Annotated in this window: 24 protein-coding genes, 2 pseudogenes and 1 riboswitch; of the genes and pseudogenes, 3 read left to right on the top strand and 23 right to left on the bottom strand. The window is 54.8% G+C overall.

The window, feature by feature from the left end; genetic code table 11:
* Positions 1 to 44: 44 nt before the first annotated feature.
* From OGV38_RS19320 to OGV38_RS19310, 3 genes are read left to right on the top strand one after another with little or no spacing between them, the layout of a single operon-like run.
* Positions 45 to 1082 carry an extracellular solute-binding protein gene (locus tag OGV38_RS19320; RefSeq protein ID WP_047499042.1) on the top strand — a complete coding sequence of 346 codons (1038 nt, stop codon included), beginning with the start codon at positions 45 to 47 and terminating at the stop codon, positions 1080 to 1082.
* Positions 1066 to 2754 (top strand): ABC transporter permease, encoded by a 1689-nt coding sequence (locus OGV38_RS19315; protein ID WP_181500260.1) that lies wholly within the window; start codon positions 1066 to 1068, stop codon positions 2752 to 2754. The genes OGV38_RS19320 and OGV38_RS19315 overlap by 17 nt, the downstream gene beginning before the upstream one ends.
* A gap of 10 nt (positions 2755 to 2764) precedes the next feature.
* A complete protein-coding gene (locus OGV38_RS19310; protein ID WP_016156856.1) occupies positions 2765 to 3448 on the top strand; it encodes an ABC transporter ATP-binding protein in 684 nt (227 codons plus the stop codon).
* Between the two features lie 23 nt (positions 3449 to 3471).
* Here the strand turns inward: OGV38_RS19310 and ldtA are convergent, their stop codons facing one another.
* The 23 genes and pseudogenes from ldtA to pduF all read right to left on the bottom strand — a co-directional run bounded on the left by ldtA (position 3472) and on the right by pduF (position 24259).
* On the bottom strand, positions 3472 to 4401 hold the full coding sequence (ldtA, locus tag OGV38_RS19305; RefSeq protein ID WP_286474475.1) for a L,D-transpeptidase: 930 nt from the start codon (positions 4399 to 4401) through the stop codon (positions 3472 to 3474).
* An 853-nt stretch (positions 4402 to 5254) separates the two neighbouring features.
* On the bottom strand, positions 5255 to 6319 hold the full coding sequence (gene cobT / locus OGV38_RS19300) for a nicotinate-nucleotide--dimethylbenzimidazole phosphoribosyltransferase (RefSeq protein WP_016156857.1): 1065 nt from the start codon (positions 6317 to 6319) through the stop codon (positions 5255 to 5257).
* Between the two features lie 24 nt (positions 6320 to 6343).
* Positions 6344 to 7087, bottom strand: coding sequence for an adenosylcobinamide-GDP ribazoletransferase (gene cobS / locus OGV38_RS19295; protein WP_019077089.1), 744 nt, complete (start codon positions 7085 to 7087; stop codon positions 6344 to 6346).
* Positions 7084 to 7629 (bottom strand): bifunctional adenosylcobinamide kinase/adenosylcobinamide-phosphate guanylyltransferase, encoded by a 546-nt coding sequence (cobU, locus tag OGV38_RS19290; protein WP_016153512.1) that lies wholly within the window; start codon positions 7627 to 7629, stop codon positions 7084 to 7086. The genes cobS and cobU overlap by 4 nt, the downstream gene beginning before the upstream one ends.
* Positions 7626 to 9146 (bottom strand): cobyric acid synthase, encoded by a 1521-nt coding sequence (locus OGV38_RS19285; RefSeq protein ID WP_049270773.1) that lies wholly within the window; start codon positions 9144 to 9146, stop codon positions 7626 to 7628. Before OGV38_RS19285 ends, cobU begins: the two co-directional genes overlap by 4 nt.
* A pseudogene (locus tag OGV38_RS19280) lies at positions 9143 to 9957 on the bottom strand (energy-coupling factor ABC transporter ATP-binding protein). The gene OGV38_RS19285 and the pseudogene OGV38_RS19280 overlap by 4 nt, the downstream one beginning before the upstream one ends.
* 8 nt (positions 9958 to 9965) lie before the next feature.
* A complete protein-coding gene (locus OGV38_RS19275; protein ID WP_181500358.1) occupies positions 9966 to 10643 on the bottom strand; it encodes an energy-coupling factor ABC transporter transmembrane protein in 678 nt (225 codons plus the stop codon).
* A complete protein-coding gene (locus OGV38_RS19270; RefSeq protein WP_006683999.1) occupies positions 10630 to 10911 on the bottom strand; it encodes an energy-coupling factor ABC transporter substrate-binding protein in 282 nt (93 codons plus the stop codon). The genes OGV38_RS19275 and OGV38_RS19270 overlap by 14 nt, the downstream gene beginning before the upstream one ends.
* A gap of 2 nt (positions 10912 to 10913) precedes the next feature.
* On the bottom strand, positions 10914 to 11651 hold the full coding sequence (gene cbiM / locus OGV38_RS19265) for a cobalt ECF transporter S component CbiM (RefSeq protein ID WP_286474472.1): 738 nt from the start codon (positions 11649 to 11651) through the stop codon (positions 10914 to 10916).
* The gene (locus OGV38_RS19260) at positions 11648 to 12361 is read right to left on the bottom strand and encodes a cobalt-factor II C(20)-methyltransferase (RefSeq protein WP_286474469.1); all 714 of its coding nucleotides are present in this window, start codon (positions 12359 to 12361) and stop codon (positions 11648 to 11650) included. Before OGV38_RS19260 ends, cbiM begins: the two co-directional genes overlap by 4 nt.
* Positions 12358 to 13152, bottom strand: a complete 795-nt coding sequence (cbiK, locus tag OGV38_RS19255) for a sirohydrochlorin cobaltochelatase (RefSeq protein ID WP_019077091.1) — start codon at positions 13150 to 13152, stop codon at positions 12358 to 12360. Before cbiK ends, OGV38_RS19260 begins: the two co-directional genes overlap by 4 nt.
* Positions 13153 to 13162: 10 nt before the next feature.
* Positions 13163 to 13948, bottom strand: coding sequence for a cobalt-precorrin-6A reductase (locus OGV38_RS19250; RefSeq protein ID WP_016156865.1), 786 nt, complete (start codon positions 13946 to 13948; stop codon positions 13163 to 13165).
* Positions 13945 to 14670, bottom strand: a complete 726-nt coding sequence (locus OGV38_RS19245; protein WP_003030278.1) for a precorrin-3B C(17)-methyltransferase — start codon at positions 14668 to 14670, stop codon at positions 13945 to 13947. Before OGV38_RS19245 ends, OGV38_RS19250 begins: the two co-directional genes overlap by 4 nt.
* A complete protein-coding gene (gene cbiG / locus OGV38_RS19240) occupies positions 14670 to 15725 on the bottom strand; it encodes a cobalt-precorrin 5A hydrolase (protein ID WP_016153520.1) in 1056 nt (351 codons plus the stop codon). The genes OGV38_RS19245 and cbiG overlap by 1 nt, the downstream gene beginning before the upstream one ends.
* Complete coding sequence (locus OGV38_RS19235) at positions 15706 to 16479, bottom strand: cobalt-precorrin-4 methyltransferase (protein ID WP_003030275.1); 774 nt, start codon at positions 16477 to 16479, stop codon at positions 15706 to 15708. The genes cbiG and OGV38_RS19235 overlap by 20 nt, the downstream gene beginning before the upstream one ends.
* Positions 16472 to 17041, bottom strand: a complete 570-nt coding sequence (locus tag OGV38_RS19230) for a decarboxylating cobalt-precorrin-6B (C(15))-methyltransferase (RefSeq protein WP_016153521.1) — start codon at positions 17039 to 17041, stop codon at positions 16472 to 16474. The genes OGV38_RS19235 and OGV38_RS19230 overlap by 8 nt, the downstream gene beginning before the upstream one ends.
* Positions 17031 to 17636 (bottom strand): cobalt-precorrin-7 (C(5))-methyltransferase, encoded by a 606-nt coding sequence (locus OGV38_RS19225; protein WP_019077093.1) that lies wholly within the window; start codon positions 17634 to 17636, stop codon positions 17031 to 17033. Before OGV38_RS19225 ends, OGV38_RS19230 begins: the two co-directional genes overlap by 11 nt.
* Positions 17630 to 18766, bottom strand: coding sequence for a cobalt-precorrin-5B (C(1))-methyltransferase CbiD (cbiD, locus tag OGV38_RS19220; protein WP_016153523.1), 1137 nt, complete (start codon positions 18764 to 18766; stop codon positions 17630 to 17632). Before cbiD ends, OGV38_RS19225 begins: the two co-directional genes overlap by 7 nt.
* Complete coding sequence (locus tag OGV38_RS19215) at positions 18763 to 19395, bottom strand: cobalt-precorrin-8 methylmutase (protein ID WP_008785140.1); 633 nt, start codon at positions 19393 to 19395, stop codon at positions 18763 to 18765. The genes cbiD and OGV38_RS19215 overlap by 4 nt, the downstream gene beginning before the upstream one ends.
* A 10-nt stretch (positions 19396 to 19405) precedes the next feature.
* Complete coding sequence (cbiB, locus tag OGV38_RS19210) at positions 19406 to 20365, bottom strand: adenosylcobinamide-phosphate synthase CbiB (protein WP_047357938.1); 960 nt, start codon at positions 20363 to 20365, stop codon at positions 19406 to 19408.
* A pseudogene (locus tag OGV38_RS19205) lies at positions 20362 to 21741 on the bottom strand (cobyrinic acid a,c-diamide synthase CobB). The gene cbiB and the pseudogene OGV38_RS19205 overlap by 4 nt, the downstream one beginning before the upstream one ends.
* An 88-nt stretch (positions 21742 to 21829) precedes the next feature.
* Positions 21830 to 22004: riboswitch (cobalamin riboswitch) on the bottom strand.
* A gap of 332 nt (positions 22005 to 22336) precedes the next feature.
* Positions 22337 to 23248: a transcriptional regulator PocR gene (gene pocR / locus OGV38_RS19200; protein WP_286474466.1), complete on the bottom strand. Its 912-nt coding sequence runs from the start codon at positions 23246 to 23248 to the stop codon at positions 22337 to 22339.
* 201 nt (positions 23249 to 23449) lie between these two features.
* Positions 23450 to 24259 carry a propanediol diffusion facilitator PduF gene (gene pduF, locus OGV38_RS19195; protein WP_016153527.1) on the bottom strand — a complete coding sequence of 270 codons (810 nt, stop codon included), beginning with the start codon at positions 24257 to 24259 and terminating at the stop codon, positions 23450 to 23452.
* Positions 24260 to 24269: the final 10 nt, after the last annotated feature.

Below are 24269 nucleotides of genomic sequence, written 5' to 3'. Positions count from 1 at the left end.
CGACTCGGTTCACTGTATGTTCCAATTACTCTGGGATAAAAACGATGAATGCTCTGACTCGCACCGGATTGCGCCGTATCACGCTTGCCTCTGCCCTCCTCTTCTCTGTCAGCCTGCCGGCTTTCGCTCAGGAAACGTTAACGCTTTACACCACCCGTGAACCGGGCCTGATCCAGCCTTTACTTGATAGCTGGACTAAAACCAGCGGTATCAAAGTAAGTACGGTCTATATCAAAGACGGTATGCTTGAGCGTGTTAAGGCTGAAGGCAAAAACTCCCCTGCCGACCTGCTGATGACCGTCGATGCCGGAAATCTCATCGATTTAGTTGAAGCCGGCGTCACTCAGCCGGTAGAGTCAGAAGCGCTGAAAGCCGCCATTCCGGCGAATCTGCGCGGTGCGGATAATCAGTGGTTTGCGCTTTCAATGCGCGCCCGCGTACTGTATGCCGAGAAGTCGCTGCCAATCGATAACTGGCATTACGAACAGCTCGCCAGCCCAGAATACAAAGGTAAAGTTTGTATTCGTTCCGGTCAGCACCCCTACAACACGGCGCTGATCGCCGCGATGATTGCCCATCATGGTGAAGCCAAAACCGAAGAATGGCTGCGCGGCGTGAAGGCTAACCTGGCGCGTAAAGCCACCGGCGGCGATCGCGATGTTGCCCGCGATATCCTCGGTGGAATTTGTGATATTGGTCTGGCCAACTCCTATTATGTCGGCCATATGAAAAACGCCAAAGAAGGCAGCGATGCTCGTCAGTGGGGCGATGCCATTAAAGTCGTTAAACCAACCTTTGAAAATGGCGGTACGCACGTCAACATCAGCGGCGCTGCCGTTGCCCGCTATGCGCCAAATAAAGCCGATGCCGTTAAGCTGATGGAATATCTGGTTTCCGCGCCTGCCCAGCAGCAGTATGCGAAAGCGAACTTCGAATATCCGGTACTGAAAGGCGTAACGCTTGACCCGGTCATTAGCGCCACAATCGGTGAAATCGACGTCGATAAAACACCGCTCACAGAGATCGTGAAGTATCGTAAACAAGCTAGCCTGCTGGTAGATAAAGTTGGATTCGATCAATAAATCGCTGCAGTTTCCGACGTTACGCGGCCTGGTTTCCGGGCCGCAGTCATTATTAACGCCGTTGCATCTTGGCGCGTTGTGCGTCGCGCTTGGCGTCCTGACCCCCATCGTTGCGCTGATCTGGCAGGCCACTCAGGCTGATTTATCCCACTGGGATAATCTTATGACATATGTACTGCCTTCAGCGCTCAAAAACACCGTGCTGTTGCTAGCGGGTGTCGCGATAATGGTTGGCGTCATTGGCGTAGGCAGCGCATGGGCGGTAACGGCATGGGATTTCCCTGGGCGAAAAATTCTCAGTTGGGCGCTGCTGTTGCCGCTGGCAATGCCGACCTACATCGTTGCCTTTGCATGGCTCGATCTGCTGCATCCGATTGGCCCGTTGCAAACCTTTATCCGTTTTATACTGGGCTTTGACAACCCGCGACAGTTCCGTCTGCCCGATTTACGTTCCCTTTCCGGCGCAATAATCTTGCTCGGATTAGTACTTTATCCTTACGTGTACCTGACAACCCGCGCCATGTTTATCAGCCAGCCGGCCCATCTGTTGGAAGCTGCACGTACGCTGGGTTGCAGCGCAACCGGGACCTTTTTTCGTGTTGCTCTCCCCATGGCACGCCCGGCACTGGCCGTCGGGATCAGTCTGGCGCTGCTGGAGACGCTTAACGATATCGGCGCGTCGGAATTTCTCGGGGTACAAACGTTAACAGTTACCGTATACACCACGTGGATCTCTCGCTCTGATTTATCTGCCGCAGCGCAAATCGCCTGCATGATGCTGATGTTTATATTCTTTATTCTGACGCTGGAATTTTATGGCCGCAGAAAACAGGGATTCAGCAGCCGTAGCCTGCGGGAGATTCAACCCACCCGCGTGCAAGGCTGGCGTGGCTGGCTACTCGGTGTCGTTATTTCGCTGCCAGTTGTGCTGGGCTTTCTGGCCCCGGTGCTGTTTTTAATCTGGGAAAGCGCCAAACATATAGGTGACGAGAGCCCTATATCCTCCTCGTTACTGGCTGCATTACAAAATACGTTATCACTGGCCGCGGGAACCACGTTGGTGGTGGTTTGCGTCAGTATGTTGGTGGCCTGGAGCGCGCGGCATAGCGCCGCAGATAACGCGATGCCAGGATTTCGCCGTGGTGTGATGCGTCTGGCTTCTTTAGGCTACGCGGTTCCCGGTACAATTCTGGCGATTGGTTTTTTAACCCCCGCGATGGCAGTCGACCGCTGGCTGGCAGATTTACTGGATGTTCGCGGCCTGCCGCTGATGTCTGCCGGGATCCTGCTGGTAATTTGTTGTGCCATGCGTTTCCAGGCGATTGCTATCGGCGCACTGGATTCCGGCCTGGGCCGCATTCCGCCTTCGCTGGAGCAGGCTTCTCGTCTGTTGGGTGAGAATGGTGCGGGCACATTTGCACGGGTTCATTTCCCATTGCTGCGCCCGGCGTTAGTGAGTAGCGCCCTGCTGGTTTTTGCCGATGCCATGAAAGAACTGCCAACAACGTTGCTGTTGCGCCCGGTAAACTTCGAAACGCTGGCTACGTTGCTGTATGCAGAAGCCGCCCGTGGAACCTATGAAGAAGGTGCTATCGCCGCGCTAATGATTGTTTTAGCTGGCACGCTACCGGTTATTTTGTTGGTGCGTCACCAGATGACTCGCCGTGGTTAAGAGAGTAACAATGTCAGAAATTGCATTACGACTCCAGGATGTGCATGTTGCCTACGGCAACAGCCAGCAATCGGTGCTGAGCGGGTTTTCAATGTCGGTACGTAAAGGAGAGATCGCTTGTTTACTGGGCGCTTCAGGTTGCGGAAAAACCACCGTGTTACGCGCAGTTGCCGGATTTGAACGGCTGCGAAGCGGAGATATCTATGTGTCGCAGCGCCGCGTTGCCGGTTCCGGTGTTCATCTGCCGCCGGAAAAACGGCATGTCGGCATGGTCTTTCAGGAATATGCGTTATTCCCTCACCTGACCGCGCAACAAAACGTGGCCTTTGGGTTACGACGTATGCCGCGTGAGCAGCAGCAGGTCCGGGTGGCGGAGCTGTTAAAAATGGTGGAGTTGCACAGTCATGCCAGCCGTTATCCGCATGAACTGTCCGGCGGTCAACAGCAGCGTATCGCTCTTGCGCGCGCGCTGGCGCCGCATCCGGAAATCCTGCTGCTCGATGAGCCTTTCTCCAGCCTTGATAAGCGCACGCGTGAGCGTCTTGGCAACGAGGTACGGGATATTTTGCGTGCCGCCGGGCAAACGGCACTGCTGGTTACACACAGCGAACACGAGGCGCAGCTAATGGCAGACCATATTGGCGTGGTAAAAATGGGACAGTATCAAATTAAAAAAGCGACCCACCCAGGCTAAAGATCACAGGGTCGCCTTGAAAATTAGTAATGGGTCTGAATCAGACTGATATTCACCGGCATGCCGGAGCGTCTTTCCAGTGCCTGATTTCCGCGACTCATATCCACGTCATTCCCGCTGATGAAGGTGCGCAGCGCGGGGGTGACTGGCAAGGGAACTTTTCTGTCAGACTCGTATTCCGACCGGTTTCGTGACAGTGGTTCATGCACTTCCACCCAGCGACTACCGTCCGGCTCTACGCTGTATTTCACCGGTCGGTCTATCAGTTGCACACGCGTCCCTACCGGTACGGTATCAAACAGATATTTAATGTCGTCATTACGCAAACGGATACACCCCTGACTTACCCGCAGACCAATACCGAAATTCGCATTTGTGCCATGAATGGCATAAAGCCTGCCGATATAAATCGCATACAGTCCCATCGGGTTATCAGGCCCGGCAGGAACAAACGCCGGCAGGCTTTCCCCACGCGCTGCGTATTCGCGCCGGGTATTCGGCGTAGGCGTCCAGCTTGGTGCTTCCTGCTTACGTTCTACCGCCGTCACCCAGTTACGCGGCGTTTCTCTACCCACCTGGCCAATGCCAATGGGTAAAACCTCAACCGTATTGCTGCCAGCGGGATAATAGTAAAGGCGCATTTCTGCGACGTTGATTACGATCCCCTCGCGTACAGTATCCGGTAATATCAGTTGCTGTGGCACAACCAGCGTCGAGCCAGACTTAGGCAGAAAAACATCCACGCCGGGATTGGCCTCCAGCATATTGCTCAACCCCTGTCCGTACTGCGCGGCAAAAGCTTCCAACGGCTGAGTGTTTCCTGAAGGTACCGTAATGGTCAAAGGGCTCCCCACCAGGCGACTGCCTTCAGGCGGGAGCGGATAACTCACCGCCTGCGCGCTCTGACTCACGAGCAGCATAATGAGTGAACAAAGCAGTTTTACACGACGCATCTTTTTCCTTTCCTTCGCCGCAGCAGATATCCGTTAATTATAGCTTTTATTATCAGTTTTAGTGGGTTACGCCTAAAATCCGCATAAAAAAGCCGCCTGAGGCTAATGCAGTTCAGTTAACGCCTCTGTATCAGAAAGCATCACCTGTGTTGGCAGAAGTTATGAATATGCTATCTCACGGTAAGGGTTCCGTTCACCTCATGTGCATCGTTTCTCTGAAACACCGATTCCTGTGAACGTGTAAAGGGCGTTCTCCGCCACGCCCTTTACAATCCCGGCTCCCGGCGGGAAAATTGCCACTTCGTGGTCCCCTCCGTTTATTCCTCCAGGCTACCGGGCCGGGCGCGAGGTAGCGTCCCTGCAAAACGCGCCCTGAACCCGCATCCCTGCGGGTTCTCCCTGCCTTACGGAAACACGTCGGCAATTTTCAGCCGGACCAGCCCACACCTGACCCCCTGCGTTTTTTATCTGAACAGCAAAACAGAGTTAACTGGAAGTCAGTGCGTTGCAGCGATGACCCCGGTCCGGCTGAAAATCGATGAGGCGTTGACGGCTGACCGGGTCTGCCCGCAGGGATGCGGGCAGAGGGGACTGCCAGCAGGGACGCAGGCCCGGCCCCGACCCGACAGGCGGACGGCATAAGACGAATGAATCGCGCAGCGACGATTTTCCCGCCGGGAGCCAGGGATGCAAGGGAGGCGGCGGTGAGCCTTCCTTGCGCGTTCACAGGTATAACGTTATCAGAGAAGCAACGCACATAAGGTGAACGGAAACTGATTCAGAGCAAAACATTTCCATACAGGCTTAACTGAACGGTATTGCACCATGGGGCGAGGTTCAGCGTGGCCGAAAACTATGCTTCCTTACCATCCGGAAGCACAATGTTACTGGCGGCAAGCTGCCCCATGTTGTTGTACATTGCACAGGCGGCTTCAACAATCGGCATCGCCAGCGCGGCCCCGCTGCCTTCGCCCAAACGCATCCCCATATTGAGATACGGCTCCAGTTCAAGATGCGCCAGCGCGGTGCGAGCCCCCTTCTCGGCGGAGAAATGTGACGGGATCAGGTAAGGTTTAATCTGCGGCGCAATCTGGCAGGCTGCCAGCGCAGCGGAATAAGAGAGAAAACCGTCCAGCACGACCGGCAGGCCGCAGGAGGCCGCCCCCAACATCACCCCCGCCATGCCGACCAGATCAAACCCGCCTACCTTAGCCAGCACATCGATACCGTCATTACGATCCGGTTGATTGACGGCAATTGCTCGCCGCACAACATCGACTTTATTGCCTACTCTTGAAAGCGGCAGGTTAGCGCCGATACCCACCACATCCTCGGCATCGCTGCCGGTCAGCACGCTGACGATTGCCGCCGCTGGTGTCGTATTTGCCATACCAAGTTCACCGACGCCAAACAGCGTTACGCCATCTTTGGCCAGCTCATGGGTATAGCGGATAACCTCCAGCAGCAGCTCCTCGGCCTGCGAACGACTCATTGCCGGGCCTTGTGCAATATTGCCGCAGCCGCGCGCCACGCGCATATTCACCACGCCAGGGATAAGCTCAGCATCGATGCCGACATCAATCACATGTACCTTTGCCCCCGCCTGAGCGGCAAGCACACAAACGCCTGTCGTCCCACGCGTCATATTAGCAGCCTGAATAGCCGTGACGATTTTAGGCGAAACGGCAACCCCTTCATCCCATACACCGTGATCGGCGCACATCACCAGCATCGCTTTGCCATTCACATGCGGTACGCCCTTCAGACCCGGCATTCCGGCCAGTTGCACGGCGAGCGACTCGAGTCGACCAAGACTTCCTGGCGGTTTAAGCAAGCCATCGACATGCTGCTGTGCACGCAGCATCGCAGCACTATCAGGTGAAGGGATTGCGTGGAGTAAAGAGGTTAAAGTCTGCATAAGGGTTCCAGTATGTTGGCTGACTCAGAGCAGAGCCAGCAGGAAAATCAACTCGCCAAGTTCAATGGCTGCGCCCAGCGTATCGCCGGTCTGCCCACCCAACGTGCGTTTTAATAACTGCCCAAGAATAAAAATCGCCACTATCGTAACAACCAGCGCCGCCACGCCGCGCATGCCAGGAAGAAGCACGGCAGCCAGGATCGCCGCGAATCCCAACGTGACGCAGGTTTGACGCCCGGTGACTTTACCGATAAAGACGTTGCCCAGCCCTTCTTCGCGGGCGTAGCGATGCCGATACATCAGCAAAACAGCGGTACCCCGCCCGGCGACACAAGCGGCAGCAAGCGCCGCCAGCATCGGCGTGCCCCGCAAAGCCAGTTCGCTCACCACCAGCACTTTTGCCAGCAACACGAAAATTAACGCCAGTCCACCGTGAGTCCCCAGGCGGCTGTCACGCATGATTTCCAGCATCCGCTCGCGTCGACGGGCAGAAAAAATACCGTCACAGGTATCCGCCAGACCGTCGAGATGAAATCCCCCGGTCAATAACGCCAGCGTGAGGACTGCAAACAGGGCCGCCAACGGCACCCCACACCAGGGCTGCAGCGCCATAAAGACCAGCCCCGTCAGCCCTCCCAGCACCACGCCAATTAGCGGGAACATCACAATGCCACGTGAATAGTGCTCGAAATCCAGTCCTTGCGACCAGCGAGCAGGAACGGGCAAGCGACTAATAAAAGAGAGCATTGCCCAGAACAACTTACTCATTTAATTTTGACTCCAATTCCTGATACCACCAGCCAGACCTCATCAGCCGCCGCCGCCAGTCGCTGGTTCACACGTCCTGCAATATCGCGAAAATGCCGTGCCAGACGGTTCTCCGGAACAATCCCCATTCCGACTTCGTTAGTGACCAGCACAACCCTGGCCGGACAGCGCTGACAGGCCGCAATCAGCGAACGAATTTCATCCTCAATAGATTGCTCCATCGCCGCGTAATCCCAGCTATCCGGGTCGCTGTCACCGCCCAGCGCAAACAGCAGGTTGGTCACCATCGTGGTGATGCACTCCAGCAGAATGGCTTCTTGTGGATCGTTTGCTGCCGTAATCAGCTCATCGAGATGTTGCCAGCGTTCGGCTGTCCGCCAGTGCGCAGGACGTCCGTCACGATGATGCTGAATTCGCGCAGCCATCTCCTCATCAAAAATCTGCGAAGTCGCGATATACAAAACGTTTGGAGAATCTGCGATCAGCGCTTCCGCATGCCGACTCTTGCCGCTTCGCGCGCCGCCAGTCACCAGAATCATCATACTGGCTCCCGGTGTTGCTGCATGATGGTATAAATTTTCTCAATATCGATGTGTTGCCGCATCGCATCCGCCAGCAGATCAAACTGCTGCGATTTATATTGCGCGTAATGGAAGGTGGAATCCAGCGGCGCTAACCCTTTACGTTCTCGCAGGCCATTAACCAGCGCACGGGTAAATTCATCGCTGTCGAACAGACCGTGAAGATAGGTGCCGAACGCCAGGCCATCGGCAGTGACCGCGCCATCAGCCACGTTACCGCCGTCTTTACGCAGCGTCATCACCGACCGGCATTCTTCAGTTAATGCCGTTTCGCCCATATGAATTTCATAACCGCGAACGGATAATCCCGCGGTACCCGCCAGCCAGTCCGGCAGCGAGGAGGACATTTGTCCTTCAACCAGGGTCGTGGTTTTGTGCTGGGCAAAATGCGTTACGGTATCGAGCAAGCCCAGACCCGGCAACGTACCGAGTCCTGACTCAACTTCATCAATGATGGTTTCGCCGAGCATTTGATAGCCACCGCAAATCCCCACTACGGGTACGTTATTACGATGTAATTGCACCACGCCATGCGCCATCCCGCTTTCACGCAGCCACACCAGATCGCCCAGGGTGTTTTTGCTGCCGGGCAGAATCACCAGATCGGCCCCCGCCAACTCTTCAGGCTGGCGAACATAGCGCACGCGCACATCCGGCTGTGCGGCAAGCGCATTGAAATCAGTAAAGTTAGAAATGTGTGGTATCTGAACAACGGCGATATCGATGTCGCGTTTGTCTGTGCGCAAATATTTGCCCTTTTGCAGCGCAACGCCATCTTCATCTTCCAGATCAACGTCCAGCCATGGCATGACGCCCAGGACCGGAACGCCGGTCAGCGCTTCAATTTGCTCAATCCCGGAATACAGCAACGCCACATCACCGCGAAACTTATTGATGATCACCCCTTTTACCCTGGCGCGTTCATGGTCGTGCAGTAGCGCCAGCGTGCCGTAAATGGAGGCGAACACCCCGCCGCGGTCGATATCCGCCACCAGAACGACAGGGCACTGCGCCATTTCTGCCATCCCCATATTGACGATATCGCGATCGCGCAGGTTAATCTCAGCCGGGCTTCCAGCCCCTTCCAGTACCAGCACATCGAACTCCTGCGCGAGACTGTTATAAACAGACAGGATTTGATCCCGTAGTTTCGGTTTGTACTCGTGGTAGCTCACCGCATCCATATCGGTAGCCACTTTGCCCATCAGCACAACCTGCGCTTTACGATCGCTGGTCGGCTTAAGCAGCACCGGATTCATACGCACATCTGGCGTAATACCGGCGGCCTCAGCCTGAAAAATTTGCGCGCGCCCCATCTCTTTGCCCTCTGGCGTAATGCCAGAGTTCAGCGCCATGTTCTGCGATTTGAACGGTGCGGTACGCAGTCCATCCTGATAAAAAATTCGACACAGACCGGCGACCAACACGCTTTTACCTACATCAGATGCCGTTCCCTGCAACATTATTGCCTGCGTCATGACGCCTCCTTCAGTGCGTTCTCTCGCATACAGCTAAAAAATTCAGCCTCTGTTTTACACAGCGGGAAGCCCAGCTCGGTATGCAGCTTCACCAGCCAGGGCTGAGTTAATCCCGCTTGTTCAATAAGATCCGTCCGGGCAAACACATCACCCGGCGAGCCGTGTGTTAGCACTTCCCCCCGGCGTAAAACGTACACTGCATCGCTGACTTCATAGATAAGATCGATATCATGGCTGGAGATAACCACGTGGTTTCCTTGCGCTACGATGCGTTTGATTATCTCAATCATCTGCGTGCGGCCTGATGGGTCAAGGCCCGCAGTAGGTTCATCCAGTAGCAAATACTGCGCCTGCAACACCAACGCCCCGGCAATCGCCACACGTTTTTTTGCCCGTGACTTAAACATTGAATAGGCTGATGGCGAAAATGCTGGGCATCGACCAGCGTGAGCGCATCATCCACCCGGCGGGAGATTTCAGTCTCATCCACCCCAAGGTTGCGCAGGCTGAAGGCAATATCGCTGTCGATATCGGTATAAAAAATTTGCTGATCGGGATCCTGAAATACGGTTGCCACCTGCTGACGCAGCGCCAGCAGGCCGCGCTTGCTGTAATCCAGCGGTTTGCCTTGCCACATCACCGCGCCTTCCTGCGGGCGCAGTAAACCACTCAGGTTCATAAACAGCGTGGATTTCCCGCAGCCATTAGCACCGACCAGCCCGGTGACGGCATGCGTTGAAAAGTCCAGCGTTAGCCCTTTGAGGATCGGGTCATCCTGATAGCGAAACCAAAGCGCTGAAGTGGCAAGCATACTTTTCCTTACAGGTGAAAATCACCCTGATACAGTTTGATATCCAGTGTGGTGGTCATTTGCTGGTAGCGGATCAACACGCGGGTAAACAGCAATCCCACCAGCATCGCCAGCGAGCGATAGCCCAACGGCAAGCTACGATAACCAAAACGTAGCGTTTGTGCGCGATGAATAGCCAGCGCCTCGTCTAACAGGATAAAAATAAAGCGCCAGGTTAGCAGGATCTGCTCAGTGAGCAGGCGAGGAACGTGCGCGCGTTTGAGTAAGATAATTAATTGCGGAAACGGCAGATTCAGGACCAGCCAGAACGTCGCCGCCAGCGCAGCCAGGCTGCGCCAGAAGGTTTCATTGGCGGTGACAAGCCCTGGCGCGCTAACACCTAACCAATAGCTTCCAACGGGGATGCTGGCCAGCAGCGTCTGCGGATCGCGGCTAAAACTAAACAGAATGGTCACGACGCCGACCGTCAGAAAACCAAACGGTAATGCTATCCAGCGACACCAGCGCCAGAAGGAAATGCGCAGCAGCCAGCAGCTCAGCGCGGCAATCAGTAACAGCTCAATACCCTGCCCCAACGGGGGCAGAGTAAACGCCAGAATCATCATCATCAGCCAGAGCAGAAATTTCCGCACGGGTGAGACATGAAACCAGCGGCTTTGATAGCTAAGCCTGTCAAGCCCGGTCATCACGACGTTGCCTGCCCTTGGTGTAACCCAGAATGTAGAAAATCACGGCTGCGCCCAGCGATCCCTGGAGCGTAAACAGCAGGCTTTCAATCTCACCGCTTGCCGGTTCATACAAGGGCTGGAACCACGGCTCATAATGTGGGGCAATTGCCTGAATCTGACTCTCCGCCTCACCGTCTGAGCCACCGTACTCTCCACCATGGTTGATAAAGAACGGCAGGATCACCAGCGCCACTACCATCCCTAACAAAATCAGCGTCTTTTTCATCGTTAATGTCCTTGAGCGGTAATCAACTGCCGTTTGGTTAACTGGTCATAAATCATTACGGTGAGCAGACCTTCCGCTATCGCAATTGGGATCTGCGTCAGGCAGAAAATCCCCATGAACTTGATGATTGAACCCGTAGCACCGGCGGATGGGTCCGGGAACGCCACGCCCAGTTGCACCGAGGTCACGAAATAGGTGACGAGATCCGCCAGCATCGCGCACAGGAAGACGCAAACATCACGACGCAACCCCGTACGGCAGGCCATTTTCCATACCATGTAACCCACTACCGGGCCAATCACCGCCATCGACATGCCGTTAGCGCCAAGCGTTGTCAAACCACCGTGCGCCAGCAACAGCGCCTGGAACAGCAGGACGATTGCCCCGAGGATTGCCACCACGCCCGGTCCAAACAGGATAACCGCCAGGCCTACCCCGGTAGGGTGCGAACAACTTCCGGTAACAGAAGGAATTTTCAGCGCCGACAGCACAAAAATAAACGCGCCGCACAAAGCCAGTAACACTTTTTGGTGACTATCTTCCTGCACGATTTGGCGCAGCCGCACCAGCCCGTACCACAGGCACGGCAAAAACAGCAGCCACCAGGCCAGCGCCCACATCGGCGGCAAGAAACCTTCCATTATGTGCATGGCGAACGCTTGTTCAGGAACAACCATCAGTAATAGCGCCGCAGCCAACCCGCTGAAAGACAGCTGTTTTAGCTGTTGTTCAAGCTTCATTGTGCATACTCCCACTGTTTATTGACCAGAATGGTCGAGAAATAAGGCAGCGGCTGATCGTCGCTCACCTCATCGAGATGACGCCAGCACTGTTCACCCGGCAGCGTGGCTTCAGACATCATCAATGCACAGCCCAACAAACCCTCTTGTTGCAGCAGCGCTTTGATGCGCGCAAAACGACCGTATACCTTCATCAGCACCAGACTGTCATACTGCTTTAACGCCTGCTGGATTTCCGCTTCCGGCGCGGTACAGGAGACCACGGCCAGTGACTGTTGCTCCATGGCGAGCGGCGTTTTTGACCGCGCGGCAATCGCAGCGAAAGAGGTCACGCCCGGGACGATTTCTAACCAGTCAGGACAGCCAATACGCTGGAGTAAAAAAACCCAGGTGCTGAACAGCATGGCGTCGCCGAGTGTAATAAAGCCCACCTGCTTACCCGCTTCGACTTCCTGAACCAGCGCGGCCGCAACGTCATCCCATACCGCCTCTTTTTCGGCGCTGTCAGCACTCATAGGAAAATGGCAGCAGCGAACTTCGGTCTGCTCGCCGATATATTCACGTACGATCGACAGAGCCAGACTGTCGCCACCTTTGCGCCCGGCGGGCGCATAGAGAATATCCAGCGTACCCAGCGTGCGTGCGGCCCGCACGGTGATAAGATCGGAAGCGCCAGGCCCGGTGCTTAATGCGTACAGTTTTCCGCTCATGCTGCTTCCTCCAGCGCCACATTAAGCGCCTGTTGTAAATGCGCCACGAACATAGCGCGAACCGCCGGATTCTCACCCAGACCACTGAGCCACGGCGTAGCCGGTATCCCGGCCGCATTGAACAATGTTTTCCACGAATCCTCTTCGTCAGAGGCCATATCATTGATGGCATGATCGCCAGCAACTAACATCAGCGGCATCAGATGCACCGCCGTCACCCCTTCCTGAGACAAACTTTCAATCAGCACATCGACTTCCGGGTAGCTTTCCACCGCCCCAACCCGCGCCGGGTAGCGCTGTGCCGTCATCATATGGTCGAGGCAGGCATAGGCGGCAAAGGCATGATGGCTGGCACCGTGTCCCATAAACACCACTTTTTCATTTTCGCCAAGCACCGGCATTTGCTGTTGCAGCGCCAGCATCAGCTGGGCGTAATCGTCATGGCTGCTCAGCAGCGGAACACCCAGCGTCAGGCGAGAAAAAAGCGGGCGCATGCTTTGCACTTCGCGGACAATTTTTTCGTATTCATCACCGTTGATAATGTGCAACGACTGAATAGCCACGTCCTGATACCCCTGCTCCGCCAGCTTTTGCAGCGCCTGCAGCGGCGTGTCGATCTCAATGCCGTCGCGCTGCTTGAGCTTGCGGATAATCATCCCGGAGGTAAACGCCCGGAACAGGTCGCGGTCAGGGCAACTGGCTGCGAGATCGCTCTCGCAAGCCACAATATTTTTCTCACAGGTGTCGTGATAGCTGGTGCCAAAGCTGACCACCAGAAGCGCCTTTTTCATCTCTAACTCCTTAAGCAGCGGCCAGCCAGCGCGTTAAACGCGCCCCAAAGGCGGCCTGACTTTCCAGTAACTCTTCTCCCGTCACCAACGGTGCCGGACGTGTAATCACGATGCAGGGGATACCAGCATCCAGACAGGGTTGAACTTTCTCCTGATAACCACCTTCCGCACCGGATGCCTTAGTGATCACCACATCAGCCTGACACTGGCGATAAAACGCAGCGTTGAACTCGGCGCTAAACGGCCCGCACAATGCAAAAATCTCACCGACGCCAAATCCCAGGTCCGCGCATTGCTGAATAACCTCGGGTACAGGCAGGACGCGCGCCAGCAGCGTTTTTTCAGGCAACCCTTCGCGCCAGATAGCCAGATCTTTACTGCCGGTCGTCAGCAGCACGCGGTCACCGAAGCGGCGCGCAACCTCGCAGGCTTGCTGAATACTCTGTACGGTATAAAGCTGCGGATGGGTTAAACCGCTCAACTGCTCAGGACGTTGATAGCGGCTCAGCAGTACCCCCGCCGCTTCGCAGGCGTTCATGATGTTGCGACTCACCACCTCGGCATACGGATGCGAGGCGTCTATCACCCAGCGCGTCCGATTTTCCTGTAGCCAGGCAATCATTTGTTCGCGCTCCAGACGCCCGCAGCGCACCTGACCTTTGATATCTCCCGCCAGTTGCTTCCCCGTTGGGGTCGCAACTGACAGGGTGTAGGCCACATTGGCTGCGTCCAGTTGCTGGCACAGCATGCGCGCATCGCTGGTACCGCCCATGACCAACACATCACCGTAATTCACAGCACATAACCTCGTGGCGTGATCATCAGACCGTCCTGAACATAGGTTGTTTTGTTGCCAACAATCACAAGGCTGGTCATATCAACCGGTTCAAAGTCCATTTCACCCAGGGTGGTCAACCATTTTTCCTGTTTTTTACGTCCGGCTGACTTCACAATACCTACCGGCGTTTGCGCGCTCTTGCTGGCAGAAAGCAGCTCAAATGCGCGCGCCAGATGACCTTCGCGACCCCGACTGCGCGGGTTGTAGAAACAGATTACAAAGTCTGCTTCGCCGGCAGCCACTATACGTTTTTCGATAACTGGCCACGGTGTTAACAGATCGCTTAAGCTGATGTGGCAGAAGTCGTGCATCAACGGCGCGCCCAGCAAAGAGGCGGCGGCAATGCTGGCCGTCATTCCTGGGATCAGCCTGACCTCAACGTCCAGCTTTTGCTTGCTGACCAGCTCAAGCACCAGCCCGGCCATACCGTAAATCCCTGCGTCACCGCTGCTGATCAGCGCCACGTTGTGACCCGCCTGCGCCAGTTCGATCGCCGCCTGGCAGCGTTCAATCTCTTTGCACATCCCGGTTTTGATCACCTGCTTGTCGCCAGTGAACGCTTTTACCAGGTGGGTGTAGGTTTTATAGCCAACGATGATTTCCGCTGCCTGCAATGCTTCAACGGCTTCCATGGTCATCATTGCCTGCGAGCCAGGGCCAATTCCAATTACGCTTAACATCAGTGTGAAACTCCCAAAGTGATAGTGACGCCCTGTTCTCGCAGGGTCTCGCCTAACAGTTTTCCGTGGCTCAGCAGCCAGGCTGCAGGACCGGAAACGCTTCCTGTACCCACCGTTTTGCGAACAAACGATGAGGCCGGAAAACGGTGTTCATGCTCACGCAGCGCGTCAGCAGTAAAGGTTTCGAAAGGAACGCGACAGCACGAAGCCAGTTGGATAAGTCCCTGTTCATCTTTTTTCAGCGTGATACTGCCAATCGCTTTAAGCGCCAGCGGATCGAGCTGCTGGGCTTCGAGTTGCCTGGCAAGCAGCGCGGCCAGCAACGGGAACGGCGTGTCACGACGACAACCAATTCCGGCCACAACACGTTGTGGCACCAGCTTCCAGTGCGGAACAGGCAGATCGGGTAAGTTGGTGCGTAAGGTGATACACACCAGCGCATCCAGTTCAGGAAGCTGATTGAGATCGGTTACCGTGATAAATCCGCGCCGGTCGCAATGACTGACATCCTGCGTCAGTTCATCATCCCACCACAGCCCAACCCGCTTATTACTGACCAGCATCTGATTAACGATCTTCACCGCCGAACGGAAATCACTCATCCGGGCATTCAGTTGAAATGCCAGCGTATCCAGTGCCGCCATATCGTTGACATCCGTCGCCGTGGTGATCACCGGATCGGCGCCCAACATGCCCGCCAGATACCGCGCCAGCGCATTGGCACCGCCCGCGTGACCGGAGAGCAGGCTGATGACATGCTGGGCGCGTTCATCAATGACCACCACCGCCGGATCGCAAAATTTGTCGTTGACCAGCGGGGCCAGCACGCGCACCGCAATGCCGGTCGCACCGATAAAAATCAGCGCCGAGTAATTCGCAAACGCTTCGCGGGCGGTATTCGCAAAGCCGTTTTCGAAAGGAATGAATCCCTCCTCCAGCAGCTTTTCACTGGTAAAACAGGTGACCGGCAGCATGGCCGCCAGACGTTTTGCCAGCGTAACGCCTCCCGGGGTCAGGCAAAAAAGCGCAATTGACTCAGGCTTTACGGTATTCATGGCTAAAGTCCGCCGCATAGAGTTTGGAGTAGTGATACTCCGAGCCCAGGAAATTACCGACCAGAATAAGGGCCGTTTTACGGATGCCCGCATCACGAACCTTGTCGCCAATATCCGCCAGGGTACCGCGCACAGTCTGGCTTTCCGGCCAGGTTGCCTTGTAGATCACCGCCACGGGCGTGGTCGCCGGATAACCGCCTTCAATCAAACGCTCGGCCACACGATGAATACGCTGAACGGACAGATAAATCGCCATAGATGTCTGGTGACTGGCAAATGACTCCAGCTGTTCGCGCTCCGGCACCGGCGTGCGTCCTTCCAGGCGGGTAATGATCAGGCTCTGTGAGACCTCAGGCACGGTATACTCAACGCCCAACTCCGCCGCCGCACCAAGGAATGCGCTGACGCCGGGCACCACCTGCCAGTCAATCCCACGTTTGGTCAGTTCCTCGCCCTGCTCGCGCACGGAACCGTACAGCGAAACATCGCCGGTTTGCAGACGCACCACGGTCTTACCCGCTTTCACTCCGGCTTCCATCAGATCAAGGATCTGCTCCAGATGCAGTTCAGCGCTGTCGTGGCATTCAGCACCAGCAGGGCAATATTCCAGCAATTCCGTGTTAATCAGCGAGCCGGCGTAGATAACAACCTGCGCCTGCTGTAGCAACCGGTAACCTTTGAGGGTAATCAGCTCGCGATCGCCAGGACCTGCGCCAACAAACCACACGCTACGGGGATCAAAAATCTCAGACATGGTTTCCTTCCTTCTGACAGGCGATAACAAATACGGGGTTATTCGGTTTGAAATAGTGACCACTGCCAAGCGTGGTAAGCGAGGAAACCTGTAGCTGCAGGCAATCCACTCCCGGTACGCCAAGATGGTCCAGATGTGCCAGCGCGGTGTTGAGGTTTTCCTGGAGGATGAATGTCATCACCAGCCGCCCTGCGGGATGCAATTGACGCATTGACCAGTCAATCAGTTCAGTCAAATGGCCACCGCTGCCGCCCATGAAAATGGCATCGGCTTTTTCAGCGATAGTCATCGGCGCAACACCGGGAAAAATGTCGATGTTTGCACAGGCAAAATGCTGGCGGTTTTCATCCAGCAGCCTGAGCGCCGCCGGGTTACGCTCGATTGCCGTCACGCGCAATCCAGGGTATTGCAGCGCGGCTTCTATCGACACGCTGCCGGTTCCCGCGCCAATATCAATCAGGTGACTGGCGCGGTGTAATTCAAGTTTTGAGAGGGCAAGTGCACGTACCGCTTCTTTGGTCATCGGCACTTTCTCTCCACGTAGAAACAGCTCATCTTTCATCAAGGATCACCACTGCATTCATGTCATAGTCGGCATTAACTTCGTTCACAGGCAGGAAATGGATCCGTTCGTTTTCCATTGCCAGGTTTTCGCCAATCACCATCCAGCGATGTCCCTTGCCTCGTGCAATGAGCTGCTGCGCAATTTCACGCGGGCCGCACTGCGCATCTGTCACCATCGCCACCTTGTTATGTCGCGCCAGTTCATCGAAACAGACGCTGCGACCATGGCTACTGGTCAGCCACATATCGTTCATATCAATACCGGATTGCGCACACAGGTACTGCACCGCGCTTATACCGGGAATAATGCGCACATTTTCAATACCGAAATGCGCCACCATGCGCGTCCCGATGCCGTAAAACAGCGGATCGCCAGATGCCAGCACCACAACGCGTTGCTCCTGGTGCGCGCAAATCCAGTTCAAAAGTTCGAGAATATTGGCGCCGAGAACAAACTGTTCACCGGTAAAATCCGGGAATTGCTGCAAATGTCGCTTTCCACCGACCAGAACATCAGCCGTTGCGACCGCTTCACGCGCCGCAGGCGTCATCAAATGCAAACCGGCTGGTCCCATCCCTACAACGGTTAACATTGCATCTCCTCAGCAATCTCTGCGACCGGGCGATTACTCCCAAGCACCTGATTATCAAAAGAGAACATGATGGCGTCACAGGTCGGGGGATTTTTGGTAAAGCGCAACGTTTGCAGGACGCGCATACAGATGCGCTTAGCCAGATGGTTGTAAATGTGCTGAAAACCGTATGCTTCTATGTGTTCCATCGCAGCCTCGGTGGTATCGCAGTCGCTGACCAGCGTGAGCAGTTCCAGCGGCGCCCCCAGTAACGCGAGGTGGGCCACCAGCGTTTCCATGCGAGCATCGGCAATATGGCTGTGGGTATGAAAGATCCCCGCCGCAATTTTGACGAGCTTACCAGGGTGTCCCACCAGCACAATTTGTCGGAACCCCAGACGTACGGCTTCTTCAATCATGTAACCGACAAAATTGCTCATGGTGACCACAACCTGGGTGTCGATCCCCATCTGCTCACGCACAAAACGTTCGCCGTGGTTTCCTGGCACCAGTACGACACGCTCCAGCCCCGCCGCTCGCTTAATTTCCAGTTCCAGCGACAGTGAACGTTTCCAGCTTTCTTCTGACATCGGCGTGACGATCCCAGTCGTGCCAATGATCGAAATGCCGCCCAGAATGCCAAGGCGAGAGTTGTAGGTTTTTTGCGCCCGCTCTTCACCTTCCGGCGCGAAAATTTCAATTTGCGCCCCACGATTCGGACCAATCGCCTCACGAACCGCAGACTCAATGGTCTGGCGAGGTGTGCGATTAATCGCCGAACTGCCCACTGGCAGGCCGATCCCTTTGCGGGTTACCGTGCCAACGCCTTCCCCGCCCTGAAGGGTTATCTCTTTGCTATCGTTTAACGTCACGCGGGCAAAAATCAGCATGCCGTGGGTGGCATCCACATCATCGCCACCGTCTTTGCGGATGGCGGCTATCGCCTGCTGTCCTTCGATATGCGGCGACTCTACGTTCAGACACAGCGTCACACCTGATGGCGTCACGATAGAAACCTGATGGATCAGGTGCTGGCGCAATACCATCAGCGCCGCCACTTTTGCCGCCGCCGTCGCGCACGATCCCGTGGTATATCCTTTACGCAGCGCTTTACCGTTGTGCCACACCGGCGTATCAAAGGACTCGCTCATCGCGCCCCCTGCATGTGATAAAGCATGGCGTTGACGATCGCGGCGGCGACGTTACTTCCCCCTTTACGACCTAACGCAGCAATGGCGGGTAGATTGCTTTGGGTCAGTGCATCTTTCGACTCTTCTGCACCGACGAACCCAACCGGTACGCCAACTACGCCACTCACGGCCACATCATGCTCAAGCAGGCGGAACAGCGCTGTCGGCGCGTTGCCAAACACAAACAGCTTTTCACCCTCTTCCTTCACCGCAATGTCAACGGCCGCCATTGACCGGGTAATGCCCTGCTCTTTTGCCGTCCGCACGACCCGCGGGTCGCTGATGTAGCAGCGGCATTCGCCACCGAATTTTGCCAGCAGCGTTTTATTAATCCCTGAAAGGGCCATAGTGGTGTCGGTATAAATCACGCTCGAACGGCTAAGCGCCGCACAGAACTGCTCCAGCACATCACTGGAAAACCACAGAATGTCCAGCCAGTCGAAATCCGCTGTCGTGTGAATAACCCGCTTGATAATGGCTTCATGTAACGGGCTGGCAAACTGATAGTCCGGGCGGGTTTCACGGATGATCTCGCCAATAATGTCGAAACTTTTGGCCTCAATCGCCTGGGGTTGCTGGATATATTGCATTGTGTTGTCCTCAGGCTACACCGACCAGCAGCCACCGCAGCGCAATAAACAGCGCCAGTGCCAGCATCGATGCCACCCACATCAATCGAATCGTATGGGAAATGTCGTCTACCGAAATGTCGCGTTGTGCATCACCGATCCACGGTTTCTCAACGCGCTCGCCAAAGTAGTCATTAGGACCACCCAGACGAATTCCTAATGCCCCGGCAACGGACGCTTCTGACCACGCGCAGTTTGGGCTGCTGTGGTTGTAGCGATCGCGCCAGCCAATCTGCAAAGCACGCGCGCCGTCCTGGCGACATAAAAATGCCGCTGCGCCCAGCAGCAGCCAACTTAGTCTCGCGGGAATATAATTTGCGACATCGTCCAGACGAGCGCTGACCATACCGATAGCGCGGTATTTTTCATGTTTGTAGCCCACCATGGAGTCAAGGGTGTTTACCGCTTTGTAGGCCATCGCCAGAGGCGCACCGCCGAGGAGCAAGAAGAACAGCGGCGCGATGATGCCATCAACGGTGTTCTCTGCCACGGTTTCCACTACGCCGCGATTGATCTGCTGTGGCTGTAATTGCGAGGTATCGCGTCCCACAATCCATGACAGCTTTTCCCGACTTGCAGCAAGGTTACCGGCACGTAGCGGACGCTCGACATCCTGCGCGGCATTTGCCAGGCAGCGCCCGGCCAGCACGGTAAAGATCATCCAGACCTCAACCACCCAACCAAGCCAGGGATGAATAGAGTGCGCCAGCGCCAGTACTCCCCAGGACACAGCCCAGGTCAGCCCAACCACCACAATCCACATCACCGCGCCACCGATGCGTAGCGCACGGTCGCTATGGCAGTAACGCCGAACAACCCGTTGCACCGCAGAAATCAGATTGCCAATCCAGCGCACCGGATGCGGCCAGTTCTGCGGATCGCCGATGATAAAATCAAGCAGCCAGGCAACACACCACGCGAGGATGGTCATAGTGCGCTCCTCGCGGCTGCCAGCCAGTGGTTAAGCATCTGCGGACGTTGAGCAAAATGAACGTGTAGATAGCTGGCAAAGGTATTTCCCACCTGCCAACCGCCGGACCAGGCTTGCAGCGTTTTGCCATCGCGCACTTTGCGACAGTTCATCACCGCGGGAGTTTCAGGGGTAAAATCGGAGTAGTGGAATTCATGTCCGCGCAGCACTTCGCCTTCTGCAGCCAACAACGTTTGCTGCGCGGCCTGCGCTTCGCAGTAGCCAAATCGGGTCAGACGTTTTCCCATTTTGCTGTGACCGGGAATGATATCCGCCATCAGCCAGGTATCACCCTGGCTGTCTTCCAGCGAACTGCCGAGATACATCAGCCCCCCGCACTCGGCATAAATCGCGACACCCTGCTGGTGCGCCGCCCGCAGTTGGTTAAGCATTGCAATATTACGGGCCAACGCCGCAGCATGTAACTCAGGATAGCCACCCCCCAGCCAGATCATCTGACAGTCGGGTAAACAGGTGTCGTGCAACGGGCTAAAACGGACAATCTTAAGCCCCGTGCGCTCCAGTAGCGTAATGTTGTCCGGGTAGTAGAAGTTGAACGCTTCGTCATCGGCGATGGCAAGCGTTAGCCCTGCCCCGGCGTCTGCGGCGGGCAACGCTGGTCATTCACCCGCAGGAAGCGTGTCTAACTGGCTTAATCTCAGCAGCGCGTCGATATCAAGGGTTTGCTCCAGCGTCGCGGCAAACGCCTGCCACGGCTGCTGGTTGATAACCGACTCACGCGCGGTAACCAAACCCAGATGACGCTCGGGAAGCGCAACGCCTTCCATACGGGGAACGTAGCCTAAGACGGGTACAGCGCAGTAACGCTCAATCGCCACTTTCAGGAGCTGGTAATGCGTTTCGCTGTTAACCCGGTTAACAATAACGCCGGCAATATTCAGGGTTGGATCAAAATGCTGAAACCCCATTACCGTCGCGGCGATCGAGGTGGAAACGGCTTTGCCATCAACCAGTAGGATAACCGGACAGCCTAACTGTTTGGCCATCGCGGCGGTGCTGCAGTAGTTTGGGTCGGTGCCGTATCCGTCATACAACCCCATAACGCCTTCAATAACGGCGATATCCGCATGTTGCATGTGCTCGCGAAATAAAGCATTCAGGGTGGGGACGGGAAGCATGAAGCTATCAAGATTGCGGGAAGCAGTGCCGCATACCGCGGTATGCCAGCCGGTATCAAGGTAATCGGGGCCTACTTTGCAAGGCTGGACGCGTAAACCGCGTTTTTTCAACAAGCTCAACAAGCCCAGCGTCACCGTGGTTTTACCACAGCCGCTTCCGGTACCTGCAAGAACAAAAGCGTGAAAATTGGCCGCCATACCCTGATCCTGTTCAGGGTGGTAGGGGTGTAAAGATACCCAGTCTCTCGACTGTATGCATCTGAACCACCCACTTCCCACCGAAGTTGTTGGTAGTCACTGACAGGCAGGTCTTCTGGCTTAGCGTCATCCTCACCCGTCCTTCCCAATCTTGCGATCAGTGGTCAATACGGGGTCGTCAGCATCACAGCAGCGGGGGCTGCGGGGGATTCTCACCCCCTTCCCTACCACAAATGTGGCAAACCTGTCAGTTCAAGAGCCTGATTAATTAAGCTCTCTGTTATGAGGTAAATTCACGACCTCATGACAATAATTCAATTTAATATCTTGCCGGGTTCATTCAACCAATTACCTGGCATAAACCCACTTATTCATATGCTCGCATTCTGAATGAAAGTGCCAACAAAGAATAAAGAAAGTCATTCACAGAGACACTGTATCTCATCACAAAAATAAAAACTGGTGCAGTTTATCCCTCTAATACTAATATTTTGTTGCGCTATGACAATTTATTGACTGCTGTCGCTACTTTTCATTTTATAATGACTGGCATAGCGCCCTATATCAAAAATCGGCAATAGCAAAATATTGCCATTTAAGCGGATTCGCCACGTGAAATGACATTTATTTGTTGGCGAAATGCCTGCGGCGTGACCTGATACGTTTGACGAAAAACTTTGCAAAAATAACTGGTTTGCGAAAATCCTAAATTACGCGCAATGCTGGCTATGCTCCAGTCACTGTGGCAAAGCAGCTCTTTTGCACTGGCCATTCGCTGCTGGTTTACCCATGCGTTAAAACCGATACCATGATATTTTTTGAACAATTTGCTGAAATAGTAAGGGCTAAGGTAAACATGAGAGGCGACATCCTCCAGACGCAATTCGTCTGATAAATGCGCATCAATATAGCGCAGTGCTTTTTTCATTTTGCTGTCATGAGGATTGGTGCTGCGGTTAGCGCGTACCGGCTCTGACTGCTGCGGGTTATCTTTGATAACCACAAAATTTAGTTGTTTCTTAAGGCAATTTTCTACGATGAGCTTCAGCAGATCCGCTGAGGCGATGACTCGCGAATAGTCCATTTCCAGTACATTACGAAACTCGTTGACCAATTCGGGATCGGCTTGCCAGCGGTCATCTACATTCAGAATATCAACCAAACCAACATCGTTACTTAAGCGTACCTGGCCACAAAGCACAAACCCTACGAGGTGCCCCGCAATGACCAGCGGAATTGAGAAATCGGTAAGTCCGGCGTGACAGCGATAGATGCAGGGTTGATCGGATTTAGAGGCTTCCAGCCCTCCACAGCGATCGCTCATACGACAACGGGTACTGTGCTGAGGATGCTGGCGCATCAACTGGCAAAAAGGGGTGAAATTAAAAAGCTCAGAAATTTCATCACCGTGAATATTGACAACCACAACGGCCAGACTGGTGGCCTGCGCAAAATCCTGTGCGATTTTATTAATGAGTTCTGAGTTCAGGGCACTCGCAGAAATCATGATAAAACCTCTCAGTTAATTTATTGTTATAAATAAAACATATTATTCACATTCATTTTCACCCTGCCATCCTGAGCATTGATGAAAGTCGTAATTGAACATAACAAAAGTCTCCCATTCTTGGGAGACTTTTTGGGCAGTTCAGGATACCGGATCACGAAAACAGTTTTTACTTTTCAAAAATAAACTTCTTCTGTGAAGCTAGCTCTCATTTTCGTCCAGCTTACACGTATTACACGGTAAATTTTTGCCAATCAAATAACGATAAATTGCTGCACCCGCGCACGCGCCGATGATAGGGGCCACAATCGGTACAATGAAATAAGGGATATCACGCCCGCCGGTCATCGCAACATCTCCCCATCCGGCCATCCAGGCAAACAATTTAGGACCAAAATCACGCGCCGGATTCATCGCAAATCCGGTGAGCGGACCGGTGGATGCGCCGATAACAGCAACCAGAATACCAATCAGCAATGGTGCCAACGGACCTTTAGGAACGCCGTTACCGTCGTCAGTCAGCGCCATGATCATCCCCATAAGAATGGAGGTAATCACCACTTCGACCAACGCTGCCTGCCAGACGCTGAGCGCCGCCGCAGGATAAGTACTAAAAATACTGGCAAGGTGCAGGCTTTCCAGACTGCCGCGCACCATCTGGTGGGCCGACTCATACTCGGTAAACAAACTGCCGTAGAGCAAATAAGCCAGCAAAGCGCCACCAAAGGCCCCCGCGACCTGCGCCACAGTGTAAGGTAAAACTTTGCGCCCCGGAAAACAGGCAAACAGCCACAGTGCGATGGTGATAGCAGGGTTGAGATGCGCGCCAGAGATCCCGGCTGTCAGGTAGACTGCAAGCGAGATCCCCAGACCCCAAATGATGCAGATTTCCCACAATCCCAGGCTGGCACCTGCGACTTTCAGAGCGCTCAGGCAGCCAATACCAAAAAACAAAAATAGCCCGGTACCCAAAAACTCAGCAATGCATTGCGCTTTTAGTGAATCGTTCATTGTGACACCT

This window comes from Citrobacter sp. Cb080, from assembly GCF_030334745.1.
GTDB classification, from domain to species: domain Bacteria; phylum Pseudomonadota; class Gammaproteobacteria; order Enterobacterales; family Enterobacteriaceae; genus Citrobacter; species Citrobacter braakii.
This window is presented reverse-complemented; position numbering and strand designations above follow the sequence as displayed.

Bases quoted from the DNA above. Each gene is read 5' to 3' on its own strand.
- OGV38_RS19320 (WP_047499042.1), top strand. From the start codon at position 45: ATGAATGCTCTGACTCGCACCGGATTGCGCCGTATCACGCTTGCCTCT.
- OGV38_RS19310 (WP_016156856.1), top strand. From the start codon at position 2,765: ATGTCAGAAATTGCATTACGACTCCAGGATGTGCATGTTGCCTACGGC.
- ldtA (WP_286474475.1), bottom strand. From the start codon at position 4,401: ATGCGTCGTGTAAAACTGCTTTGTTCACTCATTATGCTGCTCGTGAGT.
- cobT (WP_016156857.1), bottom strand. From the start codon at position 6,319: ATGCAGACTTTAACCTCTTTACTCCACGCAATCCCTTCACCTGATAGT.
- cobS (WP_019077089.1), bottom strand. From the start codon at position 7,087: ATGAGTAAGTTGTTCTGGGCAATGCTCTCTTTTATTAGTCGCTTGCCC.
- cobU (WP_016153512.1), bottom strand. From the start codon at position 7,629: ATGATGATTCTGGTGACTGGCGGCGCGCGAAGCGGCAAGAGTCGGCAT.
- OGV38_RS19285 (WP_049270773.1), bottom strand. From the start codon at position 9,146: ATGACGCAGGCAATAATGTTGCAGGGAACGGCATCTGATGTAGGTAAA.
- OGV38_RS19275 (WP_181500358.1), bottom strand. From the start codon at position 10,643: ATGACCGGGCTTGACAGGCTTAGCTATCAAAGCCGCTGGTTTCATGTC.
- OGV38_RS19270 (WP_006683999.1), bottom strand. From the start codon at position 10,911: ATGAAAAAGACGCTGATTTTGTTAGGGATGGTAGTGGCGCTGGTGATC.
- cbiM (WP_286474472.1), bottom strand. From the start codon at position 11,651: ATGAAGCTTGAACAACAGCTAAAACAGCTGTCTTTCAGCGGGTTGGCT.
- OGV38_RS19260 (WP_286474469.1), bottom strand. From the start codon at position 12,361: ATGAGCGGAAAACTGTACGCATTAAGCACCGGGCCTGGCGCTTCCGAT.
- cbiK (WP_019077091.1), bottom strand. From the start codon at position 13,152: ATGAAAAAGGCGCTTCTGGTGGTCAGCTTTGGCACCAGCTATCACGAC.
- OGV38_RS19245 (WP_003030278.1), bottom strand. From the start codon at position 14,670: ATGTTAAGCGTAATTGGAATTGGCCCTGGCTCGCAGGCAATGATGACC.
- cbiG (WP_016153520.1), bottom strand. From the start codon at position 15,725: ATGAATACCGTAAAGCCTGAGTCAATTGCGCTTTTTTGCCTGACCCCG.
- OGV38_RS19235 (WP_003030275.1), bottom strand. From the start codon at position 16,479: ATGTCTGAGATTTTTGATCCCCGTAGCGTGTGGTTTGTTGGCGCAGGT.
- OGV38_RS19230 (WP_016153521.1), bottom strand. From the start codon at position 17,041: ATGAAAGATGAGCTGTTTCTACGTGGAGAGAAAGTGCCGATGACCAAA.
- OGV38_RS19225 (WP_019077093.1), bottom strand. From the start codon at position 17,636: ATGTTAACCGTTGTAGGGATGGGACCAGCCGGTTTGCATTTGATGACG.
- cbiD (WP_016153523.1), bottom strand. From the start codon at position 18,766: ATGAGCGAGTCCTTTGATACGCCGGTGTGGCACAACGGTAAAGCGCTG.
- OGV38_RS19215 (WP_008785140.1), bottom strand. From the start codon at position 19,395: ATGCAATATATCCAGCAACCCCAGGCGATTGAGGCCAAAAGTTTCGAC.
- cbiB (WP_047357938.1), bottom strand. From the start codon at position 20,365: ATGACCATCCTCGCGTGGTGTGTTGCCTGGCTGCTTGATTTTATCATC.
- pocR (WP_286474466.1), bottom strand. From the start codon at position 23,248: ATGATTTCTGCGAGTGCCCTGAACTCAGAACTCATTAATAAAATCGCA.
- pduF (WP_016153527.1), bottom strand. From the start codon at position 24,259: ATGAACGATTCACTAAAAGCGCAATGCATTGCTGAGTTTTTGGGTACC.